Source organism: Haemophilus sp. SZY H8 (assembly GCF_018829755.1).
GTDB classification, from domain to species: domain Bacteria; phylum Pseudomonadota; class Gammaproteobacteria; order Enterobacterales; family Pasteurellaceae; genus Haemophilus; species Haemophilus haemolyticus_K.
On the sequence record NZ_JAHKJY010000001.1, the window covers coordinates 516,548 to 532,165 of the forward strand.

Here is a 15,618-nt window from a genome sequence, read left to right on the forward strand (position 1 = left end):
TTGATGGTTTTCTTTTTTCTCTGGGTTTTCATTGAGATAATTTTCTAAATCAGGTAAACTACCGTCCCGTCTTTGATAGCTAGTTATCTTCGATTTTTGACCGCACTTTTGGTTGATTTTGTCTGTAAGATGATTAGCTATAATCATTTATATCCCAATACAGATTAGGTTCCCTATGGCTACAAATTATATTTTCGTCACTGGCGGTGTGGTTTCATCGTTAGGTAAAGGCATTGCGGCAGCATCATTGGCGGCAATTTTAGAAGCTCGTGGTTTAAATGTAACCATTATGAAATTAGATCCATATATTAATGTGGATCCAGGTACGATGAGCCCAACCCAACATGGGGAAGTTTTCGTCACTCAAGATGGTGCAGAAACAGATTTAGATTTAGGTCACTATGAGCGTTTTATTCGCACGAAAATGACTAAACGTAATAACTTCACCACAGGCAAAATTTATTCTGAAGTATTACGTAAAGAGCGTCGTGGCGATTATCTTGGTGCAACAATTCAGGTGATTCCACATATTACCAATGAAATTAAAGATCGCGTTATTGCTGGCGCTCAAGGTCACGATGTTGTGATTGTTGAAGTGGGCGGCACTGTTGGGGATATTGAATCACTTCCATTCTTAGAAGCATTACGTCAATTAGCCGTTCAAGTTGGTCGTGAACACACGTTATTTATGCACTTAACTTTAGTGCCTTATATTCCAACTGCGGGTGAAGTAAAAACTAAACCAACTCAACATTCTGTAAAAGAATTGCTTTCTATTGGTATTCAACCTGATGTGTTGATTTGTCGTTCAGATCGTATGATTCCGCCAAATGAGCGTGCGAAAATTGCTTTATTCTGTAACGTTCCAGAACGCGCAGTCATTTCATTAAAAGATGTAAATTCGATTTATCAAATTCCCGCATTATTAAAATCTCAAGGTTTAGATGATTTTGTCTGTGAACGTTTCCGTTTAACTTGCCCTGAAGCGGATCTGTCTGAATGGGAGCAAGTGCTTTACAAACAAGCCAATCCAGTGGGTGAAGTGACCATTGGGATGGTGGGTAAATATACTGAGTTACCCGATGCCTATAAATCTGTAAATGAAGCATTGAAACATGCAGGTTTAACGAACCGTTTAAGCGTTAACATTAAATATATTGATTCCCAAGATGTTGAAACCAAAGGTGTTGAAGTATTAAAAGGCATTGATGGCATTCTTGTTCCTGGTGGATTCGGTTATCGTGGTGTGGAAGGTAAAATTCGTACCGCACAATATGCACGTGAAAACAAAATTCCTTACTTGGGCATTTGCTTAGGTATGCAGATCGCGTTGATTGAATATGCACGTAATGTAGCAGGTTTAACTAAAGCCAACTCGTCTGAGTTTGATAAAGATTGTGAACAACCTGTGGTTGCATTAATCACGGAATGGCAAGATGCGGATGGTAATACAGAAGTGCGTACCGATGAATCAGATCTTGGTGGAACAATGCGTTTAGGCGCACAACAATGTCATTTAGTGTCAGGCAGCCGTGCTCGTGAGCTTTATGGCAAAGAAACCATTGAAGAACGTCATCGTCATCGCTATGAAGTGAACAATACCTTACTTCCACAAATTGAAAAAGCAGGATTGAAAGTAACGGGTTTATCTGCAGATAAAAAATTGGTAGAAATTATCGAAGTGCCAAATCATCCTTGGTTTGTCGCTTGCCAATTCCATCCAGAATTTACTTCTACGCCTCGTGATGGTCATCCGTTGTTTGCAGGCTTTGTAAAAGCAGCCTATGAAAATCACAAACAATCAGTGAAGTAATGGATTAAATTAGAGTAAAAAGAGCGGTGAGAAATGACAAATTTTTTCACCGATCTTTTATTTTGTAAAAATAGATAAAGATCAAAGCATACGCATTTTTTACAAGACAAAATCTCAAAATAGCTTTATTATATCGCCTGTTTTAGGCTCGCCTAACCCGTTTTAATTAACTTAATTGAGGAAAATAAAAATGGCAAAAATTGTTAAAGTGATTGGTCGCGAAATCATCGACTCACGCGGTAATCCAACTGTTGAAGCTGAAGTCCATCTTGAAGGTGGTTTTGTTGGTTTAGCTGCGGCTCCATCCGGTGCATCAACTGGTTCTCGCGAAGCATTAGAATTACGCGATGGTGACAAATCTCGTTTCTTAGGTAAAGGCGTATTAAAAGCTGTAGCAGCAGTAAATGGTCCAATTGCTGAAGCAATTCTTGGTAAAGATGCGTCTAACCAAGCTGAAATCGACCAAATCATGATCGATTTAGACGGAACCGAAAACAAATCTAACTTTGGTGCAAATGCAATCTTAGCGGTATCTTTAGCAAACGCAAAAGCAGCTGCAGCATCTAAAGGTTTACCACTTTACGCTTACATCGCAGAACTTAACGGCACTCCAGGTGTTTACTCTATGCCATTACCAATGATGAACATCATCAACGGTGGTGAGCACGCAGATAACAACGTTGATATCCAAGAATTCATGATTCAACCAGTTGGTGCAAAAACGTTACGTGAAGCACTTCGCATCGGTGCAGAAGTGTTCCACAACCTTGCGAAAGTATTAAAATCTAAAGGCATGAGCACTGCTGTTGGTGATGAAGGTGGTTTTGCACCTAACTTAGCCTCTAACGCTGACGCTTTAGCATGTATCAAAGAAGCAGTAGAAAAAGCAGGTTACGTATTAGGTAAAGACGTGACTTTAGCGATGGACTGCGCATCTTCCGAGTTCTACAATAAAGAAACTGGCAAATACGAAATGAAAGGCGAAGGTCGTTCATTCACTTCTCAAGAGTTCACACACTATCTTGAAGAATTAACTAAACAATACCCAATCGTGTCTATCGAAGATGGTCAAGATGAATCTGACTGGGAAGGTTTTGCATACCAAACTAAAGTGTTAGGCGACCGCGTTCAATTAGTGGGCGATGACTTATTCGTCACTAACACCAAAATCTTAAAAGAAGGTATCGAAAAAGGTATCGCAAACTCTATCTTAATCAAATTCAACCAAATCGGTTCTTTAACTGAAACTTTAGCTGCAATCAAAATGGCTAAAGATGCAGGTTACACAGCGGTTATCTCTCACCGTTCTGGCGAAACTGAAGATGCGACTATCGCTGATTTAGCGGTGGGTACAGCAGCAGGTCAAATCAAAACTGGTTCTATGAGCCGTTCTGACCGTATTGCGAAATACAACCAATTAATCCGTATCGAAGAAGCATTAGAACGCGCAGGTACTCCAGCAGCGTTTCCTGGCTTAAAAGCGGTTAAAGGTCAAGCGTAATTCACGCTGAATTTACTGTAAAATCTCACCGCACTTTGTATAAAAGTGCGGTGTTTTTTTAGGGAGTTTTTATGAATACTCAATCTGATTCACTGCTTACTGAACCTTGGTTATCTTGGGCGATTGAAATTCAAAGTATTGCACAAAGTGGCTTGGCTTATTGTAAAAATATTTATGATATAGAACGCTATGAGCGACTTCGAGATTTAGCAGCTGAAATGATTAGCCATAAAATGGCAATACCAAAAGAAACGGTTAAAAATCTTTTTTGTAATGAGGATGGATACCAAACTCCCAAAATAGATACTCGGGCAGCGATTTTTCAAGACGATAAAATTTTGTTAGTGCTAGAAAATGATGGACTTTGGTCATTGCCTGGGGGATGGGTTGATGTATTGGAGACGCTTCATAGTAATACAGTAAAAGAGGTGTATGAGGAAGCAGGGCTTGATGTGAAGCCAACTTTTATTATTGCGATTCACGACCAACATAAGCATAACTATCCACCTTTGGCTCATCGTGTACAGAAGGCTTTTATTATGTGTGAAAGATTGTCAGGTGAATTTAAGAAGAACAGTGAAACGTTGGAGTCTGCTTATTTTTCCTTGGATAAACTTCCACCAATGAATGATGCAAAAAATACGAAAGCTCAAGTAGAGCTTTGTTTTCAAGCATATAATAGTCGCCATTGGATTACACAATTTGATTAGGAAAGATTATGTTACATTTAACTTTAGAGGATGAACTCTTTTTAGGAACGCCAAAGCAAGTGGGAACGCATTCTACGGTATTTGAGCATTTTGCTGTAATGTTTGAAGATGACGGTGAAACGGGCTATTTTTATGCACTTGATATGCGTCAAAATGCTCAACCGATAGTGGATATGTTGCATGTGTATAATGTTGATTCAACCTCTAATCCTCATGAAGCACGCAAACTTGAAATTTGTTGGGATGAGAGTGGTTATTTAGCATTGTTGCTTATTAATGGTTATCCTCATGCCGTATTTGATTTTGCTCGTTTAGTCGGCTATAACAGCAATAAATATCCACAACCAGATTTAATGAGTATGTGGACTCGTGAAGAAATTACCAATAAACAGGCCGAGCAATGGCTAGGCGTGAAAACCATTCGATAAAAATTGAGAACAATGAAAAAGAAAAATCAGATTTTAGTTAGTTTATCTATTGTGGCCTTATTAGGAGGCTGTTCAGAAGAACAAGTACAACGTGATGTGTATCAGTCTTTAGATGATTGTTTAGCGGATTGGAAAAAAATTGAGCTTTGTGAGGTAGATAAAAATACCGAGAGTACTCAGAAAACTGAAACCACACCACAACAGGGGCTTGGTTTAAATATTCGTGATAATGGTAATGAAGAAAGTGCGGTAAAAAATCCAGCTGAAAATAATGCACAAGCGAATCAAAGCGAGAACAATGTCGAATCGACTGCAAAAGCTGAAAGTACCGATCCTTCTTTAGGGGCCGCGATTGCTGGTGGAGTTATGGGGTATATGGCGGCTCGTGCAATTAGTAGTTTCCTTGGCCCAAGTTATCATCCCGGAAATCGCGCTGTCACCACGCCAACAGGGCAAGTTGTGCAACCGCAAACAAATCGTTCTGTTGGAAAACCAATGCTTGTGAAAGGAAATGCAGGAAGCATGAATAGTAAACCTGTATCTCGTGGTGGTTTTAGTAGCCCAAATAATACTAATCGTAGCAGTGGGGGCTAAATGAAACGTGTAACAGGGTTTCCTACTCGTCCAGATATGGTGCAACAGCTACTTAATGTTGGATTTGATTACTATAACTTGCCTTCCAGTGATGGATCTCATTATTGGTCTGATAATGTCGCCTATGAATTTACCTTAGCGGAAATTGATCGCATTGAGGATACAACTAATGAATTACATTCAATGTGTTTAGATTTTGCGGCGGATGAAATTAAAAAAGGCGATTATGAAAATTACCGTTTTACGGAGTTGCAAAAACAGCTTATTGAAGCCTCTTGGCGTAATCAAGATCCTTATTTATATGGACGCTTTGATTTTGGCTATGATGGTGAAAACCTAAAAATGTTTGAATATAACGCCGATACGCCAACATCCTTGTTGGAGGCTGCGGTTGTTCAATGGCAGTGGTTGGAGCAAATTGAGGGCTTGAAACATCGGGATCAATTTAACTGGATTCATGAAGAATTAATAAAACATTTCCAATTTTTGAAACAACAAAGTGGCAAAACCGATTTCCATTTGAGTGCTATGCAAGATGCTGGCCGTGAAGATTGGGGCAATGTGGATTATTTAGCTGATGTGGCTTATAACGCTGGTTGGAATATTCATCAATTAGCGGTAGAGGATATTGGCTATAACAGCGAAACAAAAAAATTTGTAGATTTAAATGATCAGCCTATTGAAATGTTATTTAAATTGTATCCGCTAGAATGGTTAAGCCACGCTGAGTTTGCTCGTCATATTACAACGGCTGAAACACGATTTATTGAGCCTGCGTGGAAAATGCTGTTAAGTAATAAAGCACTATTGGCAAAACTTTGGGCGCGTTATCCTAATCATCCGAATTTATTGCCTGCTTATTTTACGCCCTTCGAATTACCAAAAGATTTATCAATGTGGGTGAAAAAACCGTTGTTAGGTCGAGAAGGTGCCAATGTATTCTATTATGAGAAAAACCATGGCGTAGAATTTGCAGCGAAAGGAAGCGAACACTCTGCGTTTTATACTAATTCAGGTTATGTTTATCAACAAAAATTTGAATTGCCGAGTTTTGATGGAATGTATCCAATTATCGGCTCTTGGGTTGTGGGTGATGTGGCTTGCGGTATGGGATTACGCGAAGATTTTACTGCAGTGACGGGGAATGATAGCCATTTTATACCTCATTATTTTGTACCTTAATGTGTCCTGAGTATTGCTAAAATAACTAGAAAACAAACCGCACTTTTGTCTTTTTTGATAAAAGTGCGGTTATTTTTTTACCTAAAAACTATTACTAAAGAGTTATGGTTATTTTATCTGAAAAAATCTTGCAAAATATCAAATTTTGTTAGAATAAATCGTAGCATTTCTTTGAAATGAAAAATTAAAAGAGTAAAATGTCCCTGGTAGTAGAAGTATTTGAAGTTGTAAACATATTAGAAGTATTAAATTTTCATCAATTTTTTTTAATATTTGGAGTTTGATTATGGCATCAGAAATTCAAAAACTGTCTTCTGTTGCGCTCACACCTGTTGAAGCAACGGATTGTGCAGAAAGTACAGCTACTTATAAAGCAAATAAACGTCCATTTTTATCGTTTATGTCTGGCATTAGTGCTGGAGCTTGTATTGCTTTAGCTTTTGTATTTTACACGACAACACAAGCTGCTAGTGCCGGAGCACCTTGGGGACTGACCAAATTAGTGGGTGGGTTAGTATTCTCATTAGGTGTGATTATGGTGGTGATATTAGGATCTGAATTATTCACCTCTTCTACTTTAACCTTAGTTGCCCGTGTTGGTGGTAAGATAACCACAGCGCAAATGATCCGAAATTGGATTGTCGTATATTTAGGTAACTTTGTGGGCGGCTTATTTATTGCTGCAGTGATTTGGTTTGGGGGACAAACCATGGCAGCAAATGGCCAATGGGGTTTAACAATTCTTGCAACCGCCCAACATAAAATTCATCACACGTGGTTTGAAGCATTTAATCTAGGTATTTTATGCAACATTATGGTGTGTGTGGCGATTTGGATGTCTTATTCTGGTAAGACTGTTACAGACAAAGCTTTTATTATGATTATGCCGATTGGTTTGTTTGTTGCGTCAGGATTTGAACACTGTGTGGCTAATATGTTTATGATTCCGATGGGAATTATTACTGCACATTTTAGTACTCCTGAATTTTGGCAACAAATCGGCGTTGATCCGATGAAATACGCAGATTTAGATTTGTATCATTTCATTGTGAAGAATTTAATTCCCGTAACGTTGGGAAATATTGTCGGCGGGGCAATTTGCATGGGTGTATTCCAACGTTATTTAACCAAAACGCATTAAAGATTTATTTACTTATTTATTAATTAACAAAGGAAATGACTATGTCAGAACTTAATGAAGCGCAAAAATTAGCGTGGGCTGGTTTTACTGGTGGTGATTGGCAAGAAAATGTCAATGTACGTGACTTTATCCAAAAAAACTACACCCCATATGAAGGTGATGATTCTTTCTTAGCAGGTCCAACTGAAGCGACAACAAAACTTTGGGAGGCTGTAATGGAAGGAATCAAAGTTGAAAACCGCACACATGCGCCATTAGACTTTGACGAGCATACGCCTTCAACAATTACTTCTCACGCACCAGGTTATATTAACAAAGACTTAGAAAAAATCGTTGGTCTTCAAACTGATGAGCCTTTAAAACGTGCCATTATGCCATTTGGTGGTATCAAAATGGTGGAAGGGTCATGCAAAATTTACGGTCGAGAATTAGATCCTGAAGTGAAAAAAATCTTTACTGAATACCGTAAAACCCACAACCAAGGTGTATTCGATGTTTATACGCCAGATATTTTACGTTGCCGTAAATCTGGTGTATTAACTGGTCTTCCAGATGCTTATGGTCGTGGCCGTATCATCGGTGACTACCGTCGTGTAGCACTTTATGGTGTTGACTTCTTAATGAAAGATAAATACGCACAATTCTCTTCTTTACAAAAAGATTTAGAGGATGGCATAAATCTTGAAGCAACAATTCGTTTACGTGAAGAAATCGCAGAACAACACCGTGCATTAGGCCAATTAAAACAAATGGCTGCAAGCTATGGTTATGATATTTCTAACCCAGCGACTAATGCTCAAGAAGCCATTCAATGGATGTACTTTGCTTATCTTGCTGCAATCAAATCACAAAATGGTGCGGCAATGTCATTCGGTCGCACTGCAACCTTTATCGATATCTATATCGAACGTGATTTACAAGCAGGTAAAATTACTGAAACTGAAGCGCAAGAATTAGTTGACCACTTAGTCATGAAACTCCGTATGGTTCGTTTCTTACGTACACCTGAATACGATCAATTATTCTCAGGTGACCCAATGTGGGCAACTGAAACCATCGCAGGTATGGGGTTAGACGGTCGTACATTAGTAACCAAAAATACATTCCGTATTTTACACACTCTTTACAACATGGGTACTTCTCCAGAACCAAACTTAACTATTCTTTGGTCTGAACAATTACCTGAAAACTTCAAACGTTTCTGTGCGAAAGTATCGATTGATACCTCATCAGTTCAATACGAAAACGATGATTTAATGCGTCCAGACTTCAACAATGATGACTACGCAATCGCATGTTGTGTATCACCAATGGTTGTGGGCAAACAAATGCAATTCTTCGGTGCACGTGCAAACTTAGCGAAAACATTGTTATACGCAATCAACGGCGGTATCGATGAAAAATTAGGTATGCAAGTAGGTCCGAAAACTGCACCAATTACTGATGAAGTATTAGATTTCGATACAGTCATGACCCGTATGGATAGCTTTATGGATTGGTTGGCAAAACAATATGTGACTGCCTTAAACGTAATCCACTATATGCACGATAAATATTCATACGAAGCAGCATTAATGGCATTACATGACCGTGATGTATACCGTACCATGGCTTGTGGTATCGCAGGTCTTTCTGTTGCGGCTGACTCACTTTCAGCAATCAAATATGCGAAAGTTAAACCAGTTCGTGGCGACATCAAAGATAAAGATGGCAATGTTGTTGCAACTAACGTAGCAATCGACTTTGAAATCGAAGGTGAATATCCACAATATGGTAACAACGATAACCGTGTTGATGACATCGCTTGTGACTTAGTTGAACGTTTCATGAAGAAAATTCAAAAACTTAAAACTTACCGCAATGCAGTGCCTACACAATCTGTATTAACCATTACTTCTAACGTGGTTTATGGTAAGAAAACTGGTAACACCCCAGATGGTCGTCGTGCTGGTGCGCCATTCGGACCAGGTGCAAACCCAATGCACGGTCGTGACCAAAAAGGTGCGGTAGCATCATTAACTTCTGTAGCTAAACTTCCATTTGCTTACGCGAAAGATGGTATTTCTTATACCTTCTCAATCGTACCAAATGCGTTAGGTAAAGATGCCGAAGCACAACGCCGTAATCTTGCTGGCTTAATGGATGGTTACTTCCACCACGAAGCAACAGTTGAAGGTGGTCAACACTTAAATGTGAATGTGTTAAACCGTGAAATGTTGTTAGACGCAATGGAAAATCCGGATAAATATCCACAATTGACTATCCGTGTATCTGGTTACGCAGTACGTTTCAACTCTTTAACTAAAGAGCAACAACAAGACGTCGTAACTCGTACATTTACTGAGTCTTTCTAAGTAAATAAAATTATGTTTTAATATAAACCACTCACAGAATAGTTTTGTGAGTGGTTTATTTTTATATAGGAGAGCAAATTATGCTAACAGTTATTGCCCAATTTTCAGTAAAAGCGGACAAAATTAATGATTTTCTAACTCAATGCCAAGAATTAATTAAGCATACTCGTCAAGAAACAGGATGCGTATCTTATGAATTACAACAAAATAGCGAGCAGGCTAATCATTATGTTTTTATTGAGCAATGGAAAAGCAAAGCCGATTTAGAACAACATTTTGCAACGCCACACTTTACCTCAATTGTACCTGTATTGGTCGAGTATTGTGAACAAGTGCCAGTGGTGCAAACCTTTCAAAAAGTCAGCGAATAATGACCGCACTTTGATAAATATATTTTAATTATGAGCCTGATTTAAATCAGGCTCATTTTTTATAGACCAAATCTTTGGTAAAATTTAGCTATATCTAATTTTAGGAAATCTATGTATGTCAGTTCTTGGAAGAATTCACTCTTTTGAATCTTGTGGTATGGTAAGTGATTTGAGGATTTTCATTATTTTGTTTTTATTAAGGGCAATATAAAGTGATATTGGGTATTATAGTATTCTTTGCTTTGCTTAGTTTGTGGATGCATGATTATGGTTCTCAAAATTTAGAAAAATTACTATGTATATTGAGAAAAAGGCCATCCTCATTTATTCCTTTCTTAATACTAATACTTACACTATTCTGGTATGAGTATAGGTTTCATCTTCCTTATATTAGTTCATTATTATTTATTCCACATGAGCTAAATATTAGCAATGAAATTCTAGATATATTGACTCCTGCAATATTATTGTTTTTATCATCCTTTTATATTTTTCAGGTTTTACTGGTTAAGGTAAGGAGATTTGGTGAGAAAATTAATTTAAATAAAAATATTTCATTATTAAATAAACTAATAACAATTCTTGTTGCTGTTGTTTTTTTTCCTATGGTAAAGTCTTTTGTTGGGGCTAGTATAAATACAACAATTATTGGTATTGTAGGGTATTCCTCTGAGTATTTCCCTTATTTTCAAAATGTAGTGCTCTCTATTTGTTTGATTCTTCAGTTTGTGTTTATTATTTTTTTAATGAATATTTTATTTATATATTCTTACTTTATTATTTTAAAAAAATATTTTTTTAGTTTGTTTCGTTTATTAAGTTTTTTTATATTTTTGGCAATTTTAGGTAACAATATATATTTAACTTGGATTGTCTTTGACCGAATACAATTCATTTTGTCTGAAAATGGAGATAGCAAAGAAATTAGGGAGCTTCTATTGGTTACCTCATATAATGAAATACCAAATAGGTGTAATTTATTATTAGATAGTTATGGAAAAAAAGAAAATGCATTATTGGCTTTTATAGATAAAGATTCTGTTTCTCTTTATATAATAAAAGAAAACAAATTTATTAATGAGTCATGTAGATAATATTGGAGATGTCATGTCTGTTTTAGGAAGAATTCACTCTTTTGAATCTTGTGGCACTGTAGATGGGCCAGGTATTCGTTTTATTTTATTTATGCAAGGCTGCTTGATGCGCTGTAAATATTGCCACAATCGTGATACTTGGGATCTTGAAGGTGGTAAAGAAATCAGTGTCGAAGATTTAATGAAAGAAGTTGTGACTTATCGCCATTTTATGAATGCTACTGGCGGTGGTGTTACGGCATCTGGCGGTGAGGCTGTGCTACAAGCAGAGTTTGTGCGTGATTGGTTCCGGGCTTGTAAAGCGGAAGGGATTAATACTTGCTTAGATACAAATGGTTTTGTACGTCATTATGATCATATTATTGATGAATTATTAGATGTAACGGATCTTGTTTTACTCGATTTAAAAGAGCTTAATGATCAAGTTCATCAAAATCTTATTGGAGTACCAAATAAACGTACCCTTGAATTTGCAAAATATTTGCAAAAACGTCATCAACGTACATGGATTCGTTATGTTGTTGTTCCTGGTTATACTGATAGCGATCACGACGTGCATTTATTAGGTCAATTTATTGAAGGTATGACCAATATTGAAAAAGTTGAACTTCTTCCTTACCATCGATTAGGTGCGCATAAATGGAAAACCCTTGGGTTAGATTATGAGCTTGAAGATGTATTACCGCCAACCAAAGAATCATTAGAGCATATTAAAACAATCCTAGAAGCTTATGGGCACACTGTAAAATTTTAGAATGAATGTCAGCTAACATAAGGAGTAAATAATGAAAAAACTGATTTTAATATTATCATTTGGGTTACTTAGCGCTTGTTCTATTCATCCTAAACAAAATCCAATACAACAAGATGTAAAACTCGCAACACCAATAGAAATTAGAAATGGCTATATTCGTCTAGTGAAAGATATAAATTACTATATCGATACTAGTTCAATTTGGGTTGATAATGAAGAACCTCAAATTGTCCATTTTGATGCAGTGATTAACTTAGATAAAGGTTTATTTGTTTATCCAGAAACTAAACGTTATGCCCGTTCTGTTCGACAATATAAAATATTAAATTGCCAAAACTATCACTTAACCCAAGTCCGTACTGACTTCTACGATGAATTTTGGGGCGAAGGCGTACGTGCAGCCCCTAAAAAGCAAAAAAAACATACTTTACGCCTAATGCCTGATACTACACTTTATAATGCTGCACAAATTATTTGTGTAAATTATGGTAGAGAAATATCTGAAATAAAATCAACTAAAAAATAGAAATAAAAAATAGAAATAAAAAATAGAAATAAAAAATAGCTATAAATAAATTTATAGCTATTTTTCTTCTCTATTAAAAGAAACTTTGCCAAAGATAAGAAATCGGCATTGCTAAAAAAAGTGCCGGTAGCATATTTGCTACGTGGAACATTTGAATATTGCAAATTCGAAAACCTGTAGCAATCATCAACACTCCACCTACAGCGCCAAAATCAGCACGCATTTCAGGTGTGACAAAAGGGATAATAAATACTGCTGAATATGCCAAAATAGATTGTAATAAGGTTTGTGGGATAAAAGTTGTTGTCACCGCATAACCTAATGTTGTTGCAAAAATCATTGCAGTGAAAAAGTCCAAGAAAGATTTTACGATTAAGATGCTTGGGTCCCCTGTCATGCCTTCATTCATTGCACCAAAGATTCCAGTTCCACTAAAAGAAGCAAGAATCACAAGAGCCACAAATTTTCCTAAAAATTCATCATGACTAATCCCTTTAGGGGCTGAAGGAAATACCCGTTCTACTAGACTTTTAGCATAGCTAGCCAATTTATTAATACCATTTTCAAGCAAGATGATTTCACCAATAATTGTTCCAATCAGTATAGATAAAACCATTGCTGGCATACTTTCTACTTTAGAAAGCATTACTATTCCCATACACATTGAACACAAACCAAAAATTAATGTTAAATTAACTCGTAATCGTTCTGGTAATTTTCCACCAATCATTGCACCGATTAATGTGCCAGTAATAATTGCTGCCGCATTAATATAAGGCCCCACTATCATTATACTTCCCCTATTTTTCAAAAATAAAATAGCGCTTAAATATCAAGCGCTATCTTTAACATCTCAATTAAAATTTACCGCACTTTATTACTTCAATAAGTAAGCCCGTAGTTGTGCAAAATCATTATCCATTTCATCAGAAAGCAATGGTAGCTGATTATGTTTATCCAGTGCTTCAGGTAATGAAAGCTGAATACCAAGAATACGTTCTACGGATTCTTTAAATTTCGCAGGATGCGCTGTACACAGAAAGATTCCTGTTTCACCTGCTTTAAGTTGATCTTTCAACACTTGGTAAGCTATCGCACCGTGCGGTTCACATAAATAACCTTTTGCCTGCATCGCTTTTAAGGTATCTTCTGTTTCACTATCACTTAGCATTCCGGAACCTAAATCACTTAGATTCCAGCCATTTCGTTTAAACAATTCTTCCACTCTCGGCCAATTATTTGGGCGACTTACATCCATTGCATTAGAAAGGGTTGCAACTGTCGTTTTAGGATCCCAATTTCCCGATTTCAAATAACGTGGCACTGTATCATTTGCGTTTGTTGAGGCAACAAAGCGTTTTATTGGCAAGCCTAATGTTTTTGCAATTAATCCTGCAGTTAAGTTACCAAAATTACCACTTGGCACAGAAACCACAACATTATCACGTTTTTCTTTTGGCAACTGTGCTACAGCCTCAAAGTAGTAACAAACTTGAGCTAATAAGCGGCTGATATTAATAGAATTTGCAGAGTTAAGTCCGATAGCTTGGCGCAATTCACCATCATCAAAGGCTTGCTTAACCAAAGCCTGACACGCATCAAAATCACCGTTAATCGCAACAGTACGAATATTCCCACCTAAAGTACAGAATAGCTTTTCTTGTAATGGGCTGATTTTGCCTTTTGGATAAAGGATAACTACATTAATATTTTCTAATCCATAAAATGCATGTGCTACAGCGGCTCCGGTATCGCCAGACGTAGCCGTTAGAATGGTGATTTTTCCATCACCACGAACTGCTGCAAGTGCCTGAGCCATAAAACGGCCACCAAAGTCTTTAAATGCTAATGTAGGCCCATGAAATAATTCAAGTGCATAAATATTATCTTCCACTTTTTCTAACGGTGCGGTGAAAGTGAATGCATTTTTTACCATCTCATCTAACGTTGCTTTCGGTAATTCTTCACCAATTAATGCACCTAGAATTTTTTGGCTACGCTCCACAAGAGGCAATTCAAGTAATTCATCAATGTTATTAAGTTGAGGAATAACTTCAGGAAAGAATAAACCTTGATCCCGACCAAGTCCTTGACGAACAGCCTGAGAAAAAGTGACTTGTTCTTCGGGATGTTTGATATTGTATAAATTCATATTTAATCCGTTTTTAATTTAATTTTATCTATTTAAATTATGCTTATTTAATTTCTCTTGCGCCTTCGTTATCAACCTTACATACATGCACAAAACCTTCATTATTTTGTAAATAATGATTCTCTAAATAAGTTGAAAGTTTAATTGCAGTTTGTAAATCTGGGGCAATAGAGAAAATTGTTGGGCCTGAGCCTGAAATACCTGTGGCAAGTGCACCTAAATCGCGTGTAGCTTGTTTTACTTCAGCAAAATTAGGTAGCAGAGATTCACGATAAGGCTCGGCAATGACATCTTTCATCATAATCGCCGCAAGGTTTTCCTGATGGGTATGGCAAGCATGCACAAAGCCACCTAAATGACGACCATGGGCAATCACGTCTTGTCGAGTATAGCTTTTCGGTAAAATTGCTCGAGCTTCAGCAGTAGAAACTTCAATTCCCGGATATGCTAACACCCAATACCAATTATCAAAAAATGGCAATTTTTGACAAATATTGCCGAGCGATTGCACCATAAATTGCACACCGCCAAGATAGCAAGGTGCAACATTATCATAATGGATTGAACCAGAAATACGGCCTTCCAATTCTCCCATCATTTCAAGCAACTCCATTTTCGAAAAAGGGCCATCATGAAACTGATTTAATGCCACTAATGCAGCAACAATAGAACAAGCACTAGAGCCTAAACCAGAGCCTATAGGCATATTTTTTTCTAACGTTAAACGTAAAGGTTTAACATTTCCTCCGCGTAATTTTAATTGCTCGCTAAATAGCACATAAGCTTGGTAAACAATATTTTTTTGTGGTTCTTTCGGTAATTTACGAACAAAATAGCCCGCACTTTCTAACTCAAAACCACTTGATATAGATTCTATTTGAACCACATCACCTAACAATGAACCATCAATAGGAGAGATCGCGGCACCTAAAGTATCAAAACCTACGCTAATATTCGCGCTAGATGCAGGGGCGTAAATTCTTAACATTGGGAATCCT

Annotated in this window: 15 protein-coding genes; 12 read left to right on the top strand and 3 right to left on the bottom strand. The window is 37.1% G+C overall.

What is annotated here, in order from left to right; all coding sequences use genetic code 11:
* The first annotated feature begins 175 nt into the window (after window positions 1–175).
* The 12 genes from pyrG (at window position 176) to KKW16_RS02500 (ending at window position 12,468) form a co-directional block, all read left to right on the top strand.
* Window positions 176–1,813, top strand: coding sequence for a glutamine hydrolyzing CTP synthase (gene pyrG / locus KKW16_RS02445; RefSeq protein WP_005636432.1), 1,638 nt, complete (start codon window positions 176–178; stop codon window positions 1,811–1,813).
* A gap of 190 nt (window positions 1,814–2,003) precedes the next feature.
* Window positions 2,004–3,314: a phosphopyruvate hydratase gene (gene eno / locus KKW16_RS02450; RefSeq protein ID WP_005635098.1), complete on the top strand. Its 1,311-nt coding sequence runs from the start codon at window positions 2,004–2,006 to the stop codon at window positions 3,312–3,314.
* Window positions 3,315–3,385: 71 nt separating this feature from the next.
* On the top strand, window positions 3,386–4,024 hold the full coding sequence (locus KKW16_RS02455) for an NUDIX hydrolase N-terminal domain-containing protein (protein ID WP_048954192.1): 639 nt from the start codon (window positions 3,386–3,388) through the stop codon (window positions 4,022–4,024).
* A gap of 8 nt (window positions 4,025–4,032) precedes the next feature.
* A complete protein-coding gene (locus tag KKW16_RS02460; protein WP_048954193.1) occupies window positions 4,033–4,452 on the top strand; it encodes a DUF2251 domain-containing protein in 420 nt (139 codons plus the stop codon).
* Between the two features lie 12 nt (window positions 4,453–4,464).
* A complete protein-coding gene (locus KKW16_RS02465) occupies window positions 4,465–5,046 on the top strand; it encodes a DUF1190 domain-containing protein (protein WP_048954194.1) in 582 nt (193 codons plus the stop codon).
* On the top strand, window positions 5,047–6,228 hold the full coding sequence (locus KKW16_RS02470) for a glutathionylspermidine synthase family protein (RefSeq protein WP_048954195.1): 1,182 nt from the start codon (window positions 5,047–5,049) through the stop codon (window positions 6,226–6,228).
* A 286-nt stretch (window positions 6,229–6,514) separates the two neighbouring features.
* Window positions 6,515–7,369, top strand: a complete 855-nt coding sequence (focA, locus tag KKW16_RS02475) for a formate transporter FocA (RefSeq protein WP_048954196.1) — start codon at window positions 6,515–6,517, stop codon at window positions 7,367–7,369.
* A 41-nt stretch (window positions 7,370–7,410) separates the two neighbouring features.
* Window positions 7,411–9,723, top strand: coding sequence for a formate C-acetyltransferase (gene pflB, locus KKW16_RS02480; protein WP_048954197.1), 2,313 nt, complete (start codon window positions 7,411–7,413; stop codon window positions 9,721–9,723).
* A gap of 80 nt (window positions 9,724–9,803) precedes the next feature.
* On the top strand, window positions 9,804–10,094 hold the full coding sequence (locus KKW16_RS02485) for a putative quinol monooxygenase (protein WP_046950589.1): 291 nt from the start codon (window positions 9,804–9,806) through the stop codon (window positions 10,092–10,094).
* A gap of 212 nt (window positions 10,095–10,306) precedes the next feature.
* Window positions 10,307–11,188 (top strand): hypothetical protein, encoded by an 882-nt coding sequence (locus KKW16_RS02490; RefSeq protein ID WP_048954198.1) that lies wholly within the window; start codon window positions 10,307–10,309, stop codon window positions 11,186–11,188.
* 13 nt (window positions 11,189–11,201) lie between these two features.
* Window positions 11,202–11,942 carry a pyruvate formate lyase 1-activating protein gene (pflA, locus tag KKW16_RS02495; protein WP_048954199.1) on the top strand — a complete coding sequence of 247 codons (741 nt, stop codon included), beginning with the start codon at window positions 11,202–11,204 and terminating at the stop codon, window positions 11,940–11,942.
* A 31-nt stretch (window positions 11,943–11,973) separates the two neighbouring features.
* Entirely contained in the window at window positions 11,974–12,468 is a 495-nt protein-coding gene (locus tag KKW16_RS02500; RefSeq protein ID WP_048954200.1) for a surface-adhesin E family protein, read from the top strand.
* Window positions 12,469–12,541: 73 nt separating this feature from the next.
* On the opposite strand, the gene KKW16_RS02505 is transcribed toward KKW16_RS02500, so the two are convergent.
* From KKW16_RS02505 to thrB, 3 genes are all read right to left on the bottom strand, one after another.
* On the bottom strand, window positions 12,542–13,258 hold the full coding sequence (locus tag KKW16_RS02505) for a DUF554 domain-containing protein (protein ID WP_048954201.1): 717 nt from the start codon (window positions 13,256–13,258) through the stop codon (window positions 12,542–12,544).
* 87 nt (window positions 13,259–13,345) lie between these two features.
* A complete protein-coding gene (gene thrC / locus KKW16_RS02510; protein WP_048954202.1) occupies window positions 13,346–14,620 on the bottom strand; it encodes a threonine synthase in 1,275 nt (424 codons plus the stop codon).
* Between the two features lie 43 nt (window positions 14,621–14,663).
* Complete coding sequence (gene thrB, locus KKW16_RS02515) at window positions 14,664–15,608, bottom strand: homoserine kinase (RefSeq protein WP_048954203.1); 945 nt, start codon at window positions 15,606–15,608, stop codon at window positions 14,664–14,666.
* Window positions 15,609–15,618 lie beyond the last annotated feature (10 nt).

Bases quoted from the DNA above. Each gene is read 5' to 3' on its own strand.
- KKW16_RS02460 (WP_048954193.1), top strand. From the start codon at position 4,033: ATGTTACATTTAACTTTAGAGGATGAACTCTTTTTAGGAACGCCAAAG.
- focA (WP_048954196.1), top strand. From the start codon at position 6,515: ATGGCATCAGAAATTCAAAAACTGTCTTCTGTTGCGCTCACACCTGTT.
- thrC (WP_048954202.1), bottom strand. From the start codon at position 14,620: ATGAATTTATACAATATCAAACATCCCGAAGAACAAGTCACTTTTTCT.
- KKW16_RS02485 (WP_046950589.1), top strand. From the start codon at position 9,804: ATGCTAACAGTTATTGCCCAATTTTCAGTAAAAGCGGACAAAATTAAT.
- pyrG (WP_005636432.1), top strand. From the start codon at position 176: ATGGCTACAAATTATATTTTCGTCACTGGCGGTGTGGTTTCATCGTTA.
- KKW16_RS02465 (WP_048954194.1), top strand. From the start codon at position 4,465: ATGAAAAAGAAAAATCAGATTTTAGTTAGTTTATCTATTGTGGCCTTA.
- KKW16_RS02470 (WP_048954195.1), top strand. From the start codon at position 5,047: ATGAAACGTGTAACAGGGTTTCCTACTCGTCCAGATATGGTGCAACAG.
- KKW16_RS02500 (WP_048954200.1), top strand. From the start codon at position 11,974: ATGAAAAAACTGATTTTAATATTATCATTTGGGTTACTTAGCGCTTGT.
- pflA (WP_048954199.1), top strand. From the start codon at position 11,202: ATGTCTGTTTTAGGAAGAATTCACTCTTTTGAATCTTGTGGCACTGTA.
- eno (WP_005635098.1), top strand. From the start codon at position 2,004: ATGGCAAAAATTGTTAAAGTGATTGGTCGCGAAATCATCGACTCACGC.
- KKW16_RS02455 (WP_048954192.1), top strand. From the start codon at position 3,386: ATGAATACTCAATCTGATTCACTGCTTACTGAACCTTGGTTATCTTGG.
- KKW16_RS02505 (WP_048954201.1), bottom strand. From the start codon at position 13,258: ATGATAGTGGGGCCTTATATTAATGCGGCAGCAATTATTACTGGCACA.
- thrB (WP_048954203.1), bottom strand. From the start codon at position 15,608: ATGTTAAGAATTTACGCCCCTGCATCTAGCGCGAATATTAGCGTAGGT.
- pflB (WP_048954197.1), top strand. From the start codon at position 7,411: ATGTCAGAACTTAATGAAGCGCAAAAATTAGCGTGGGCTGGTTTTACT.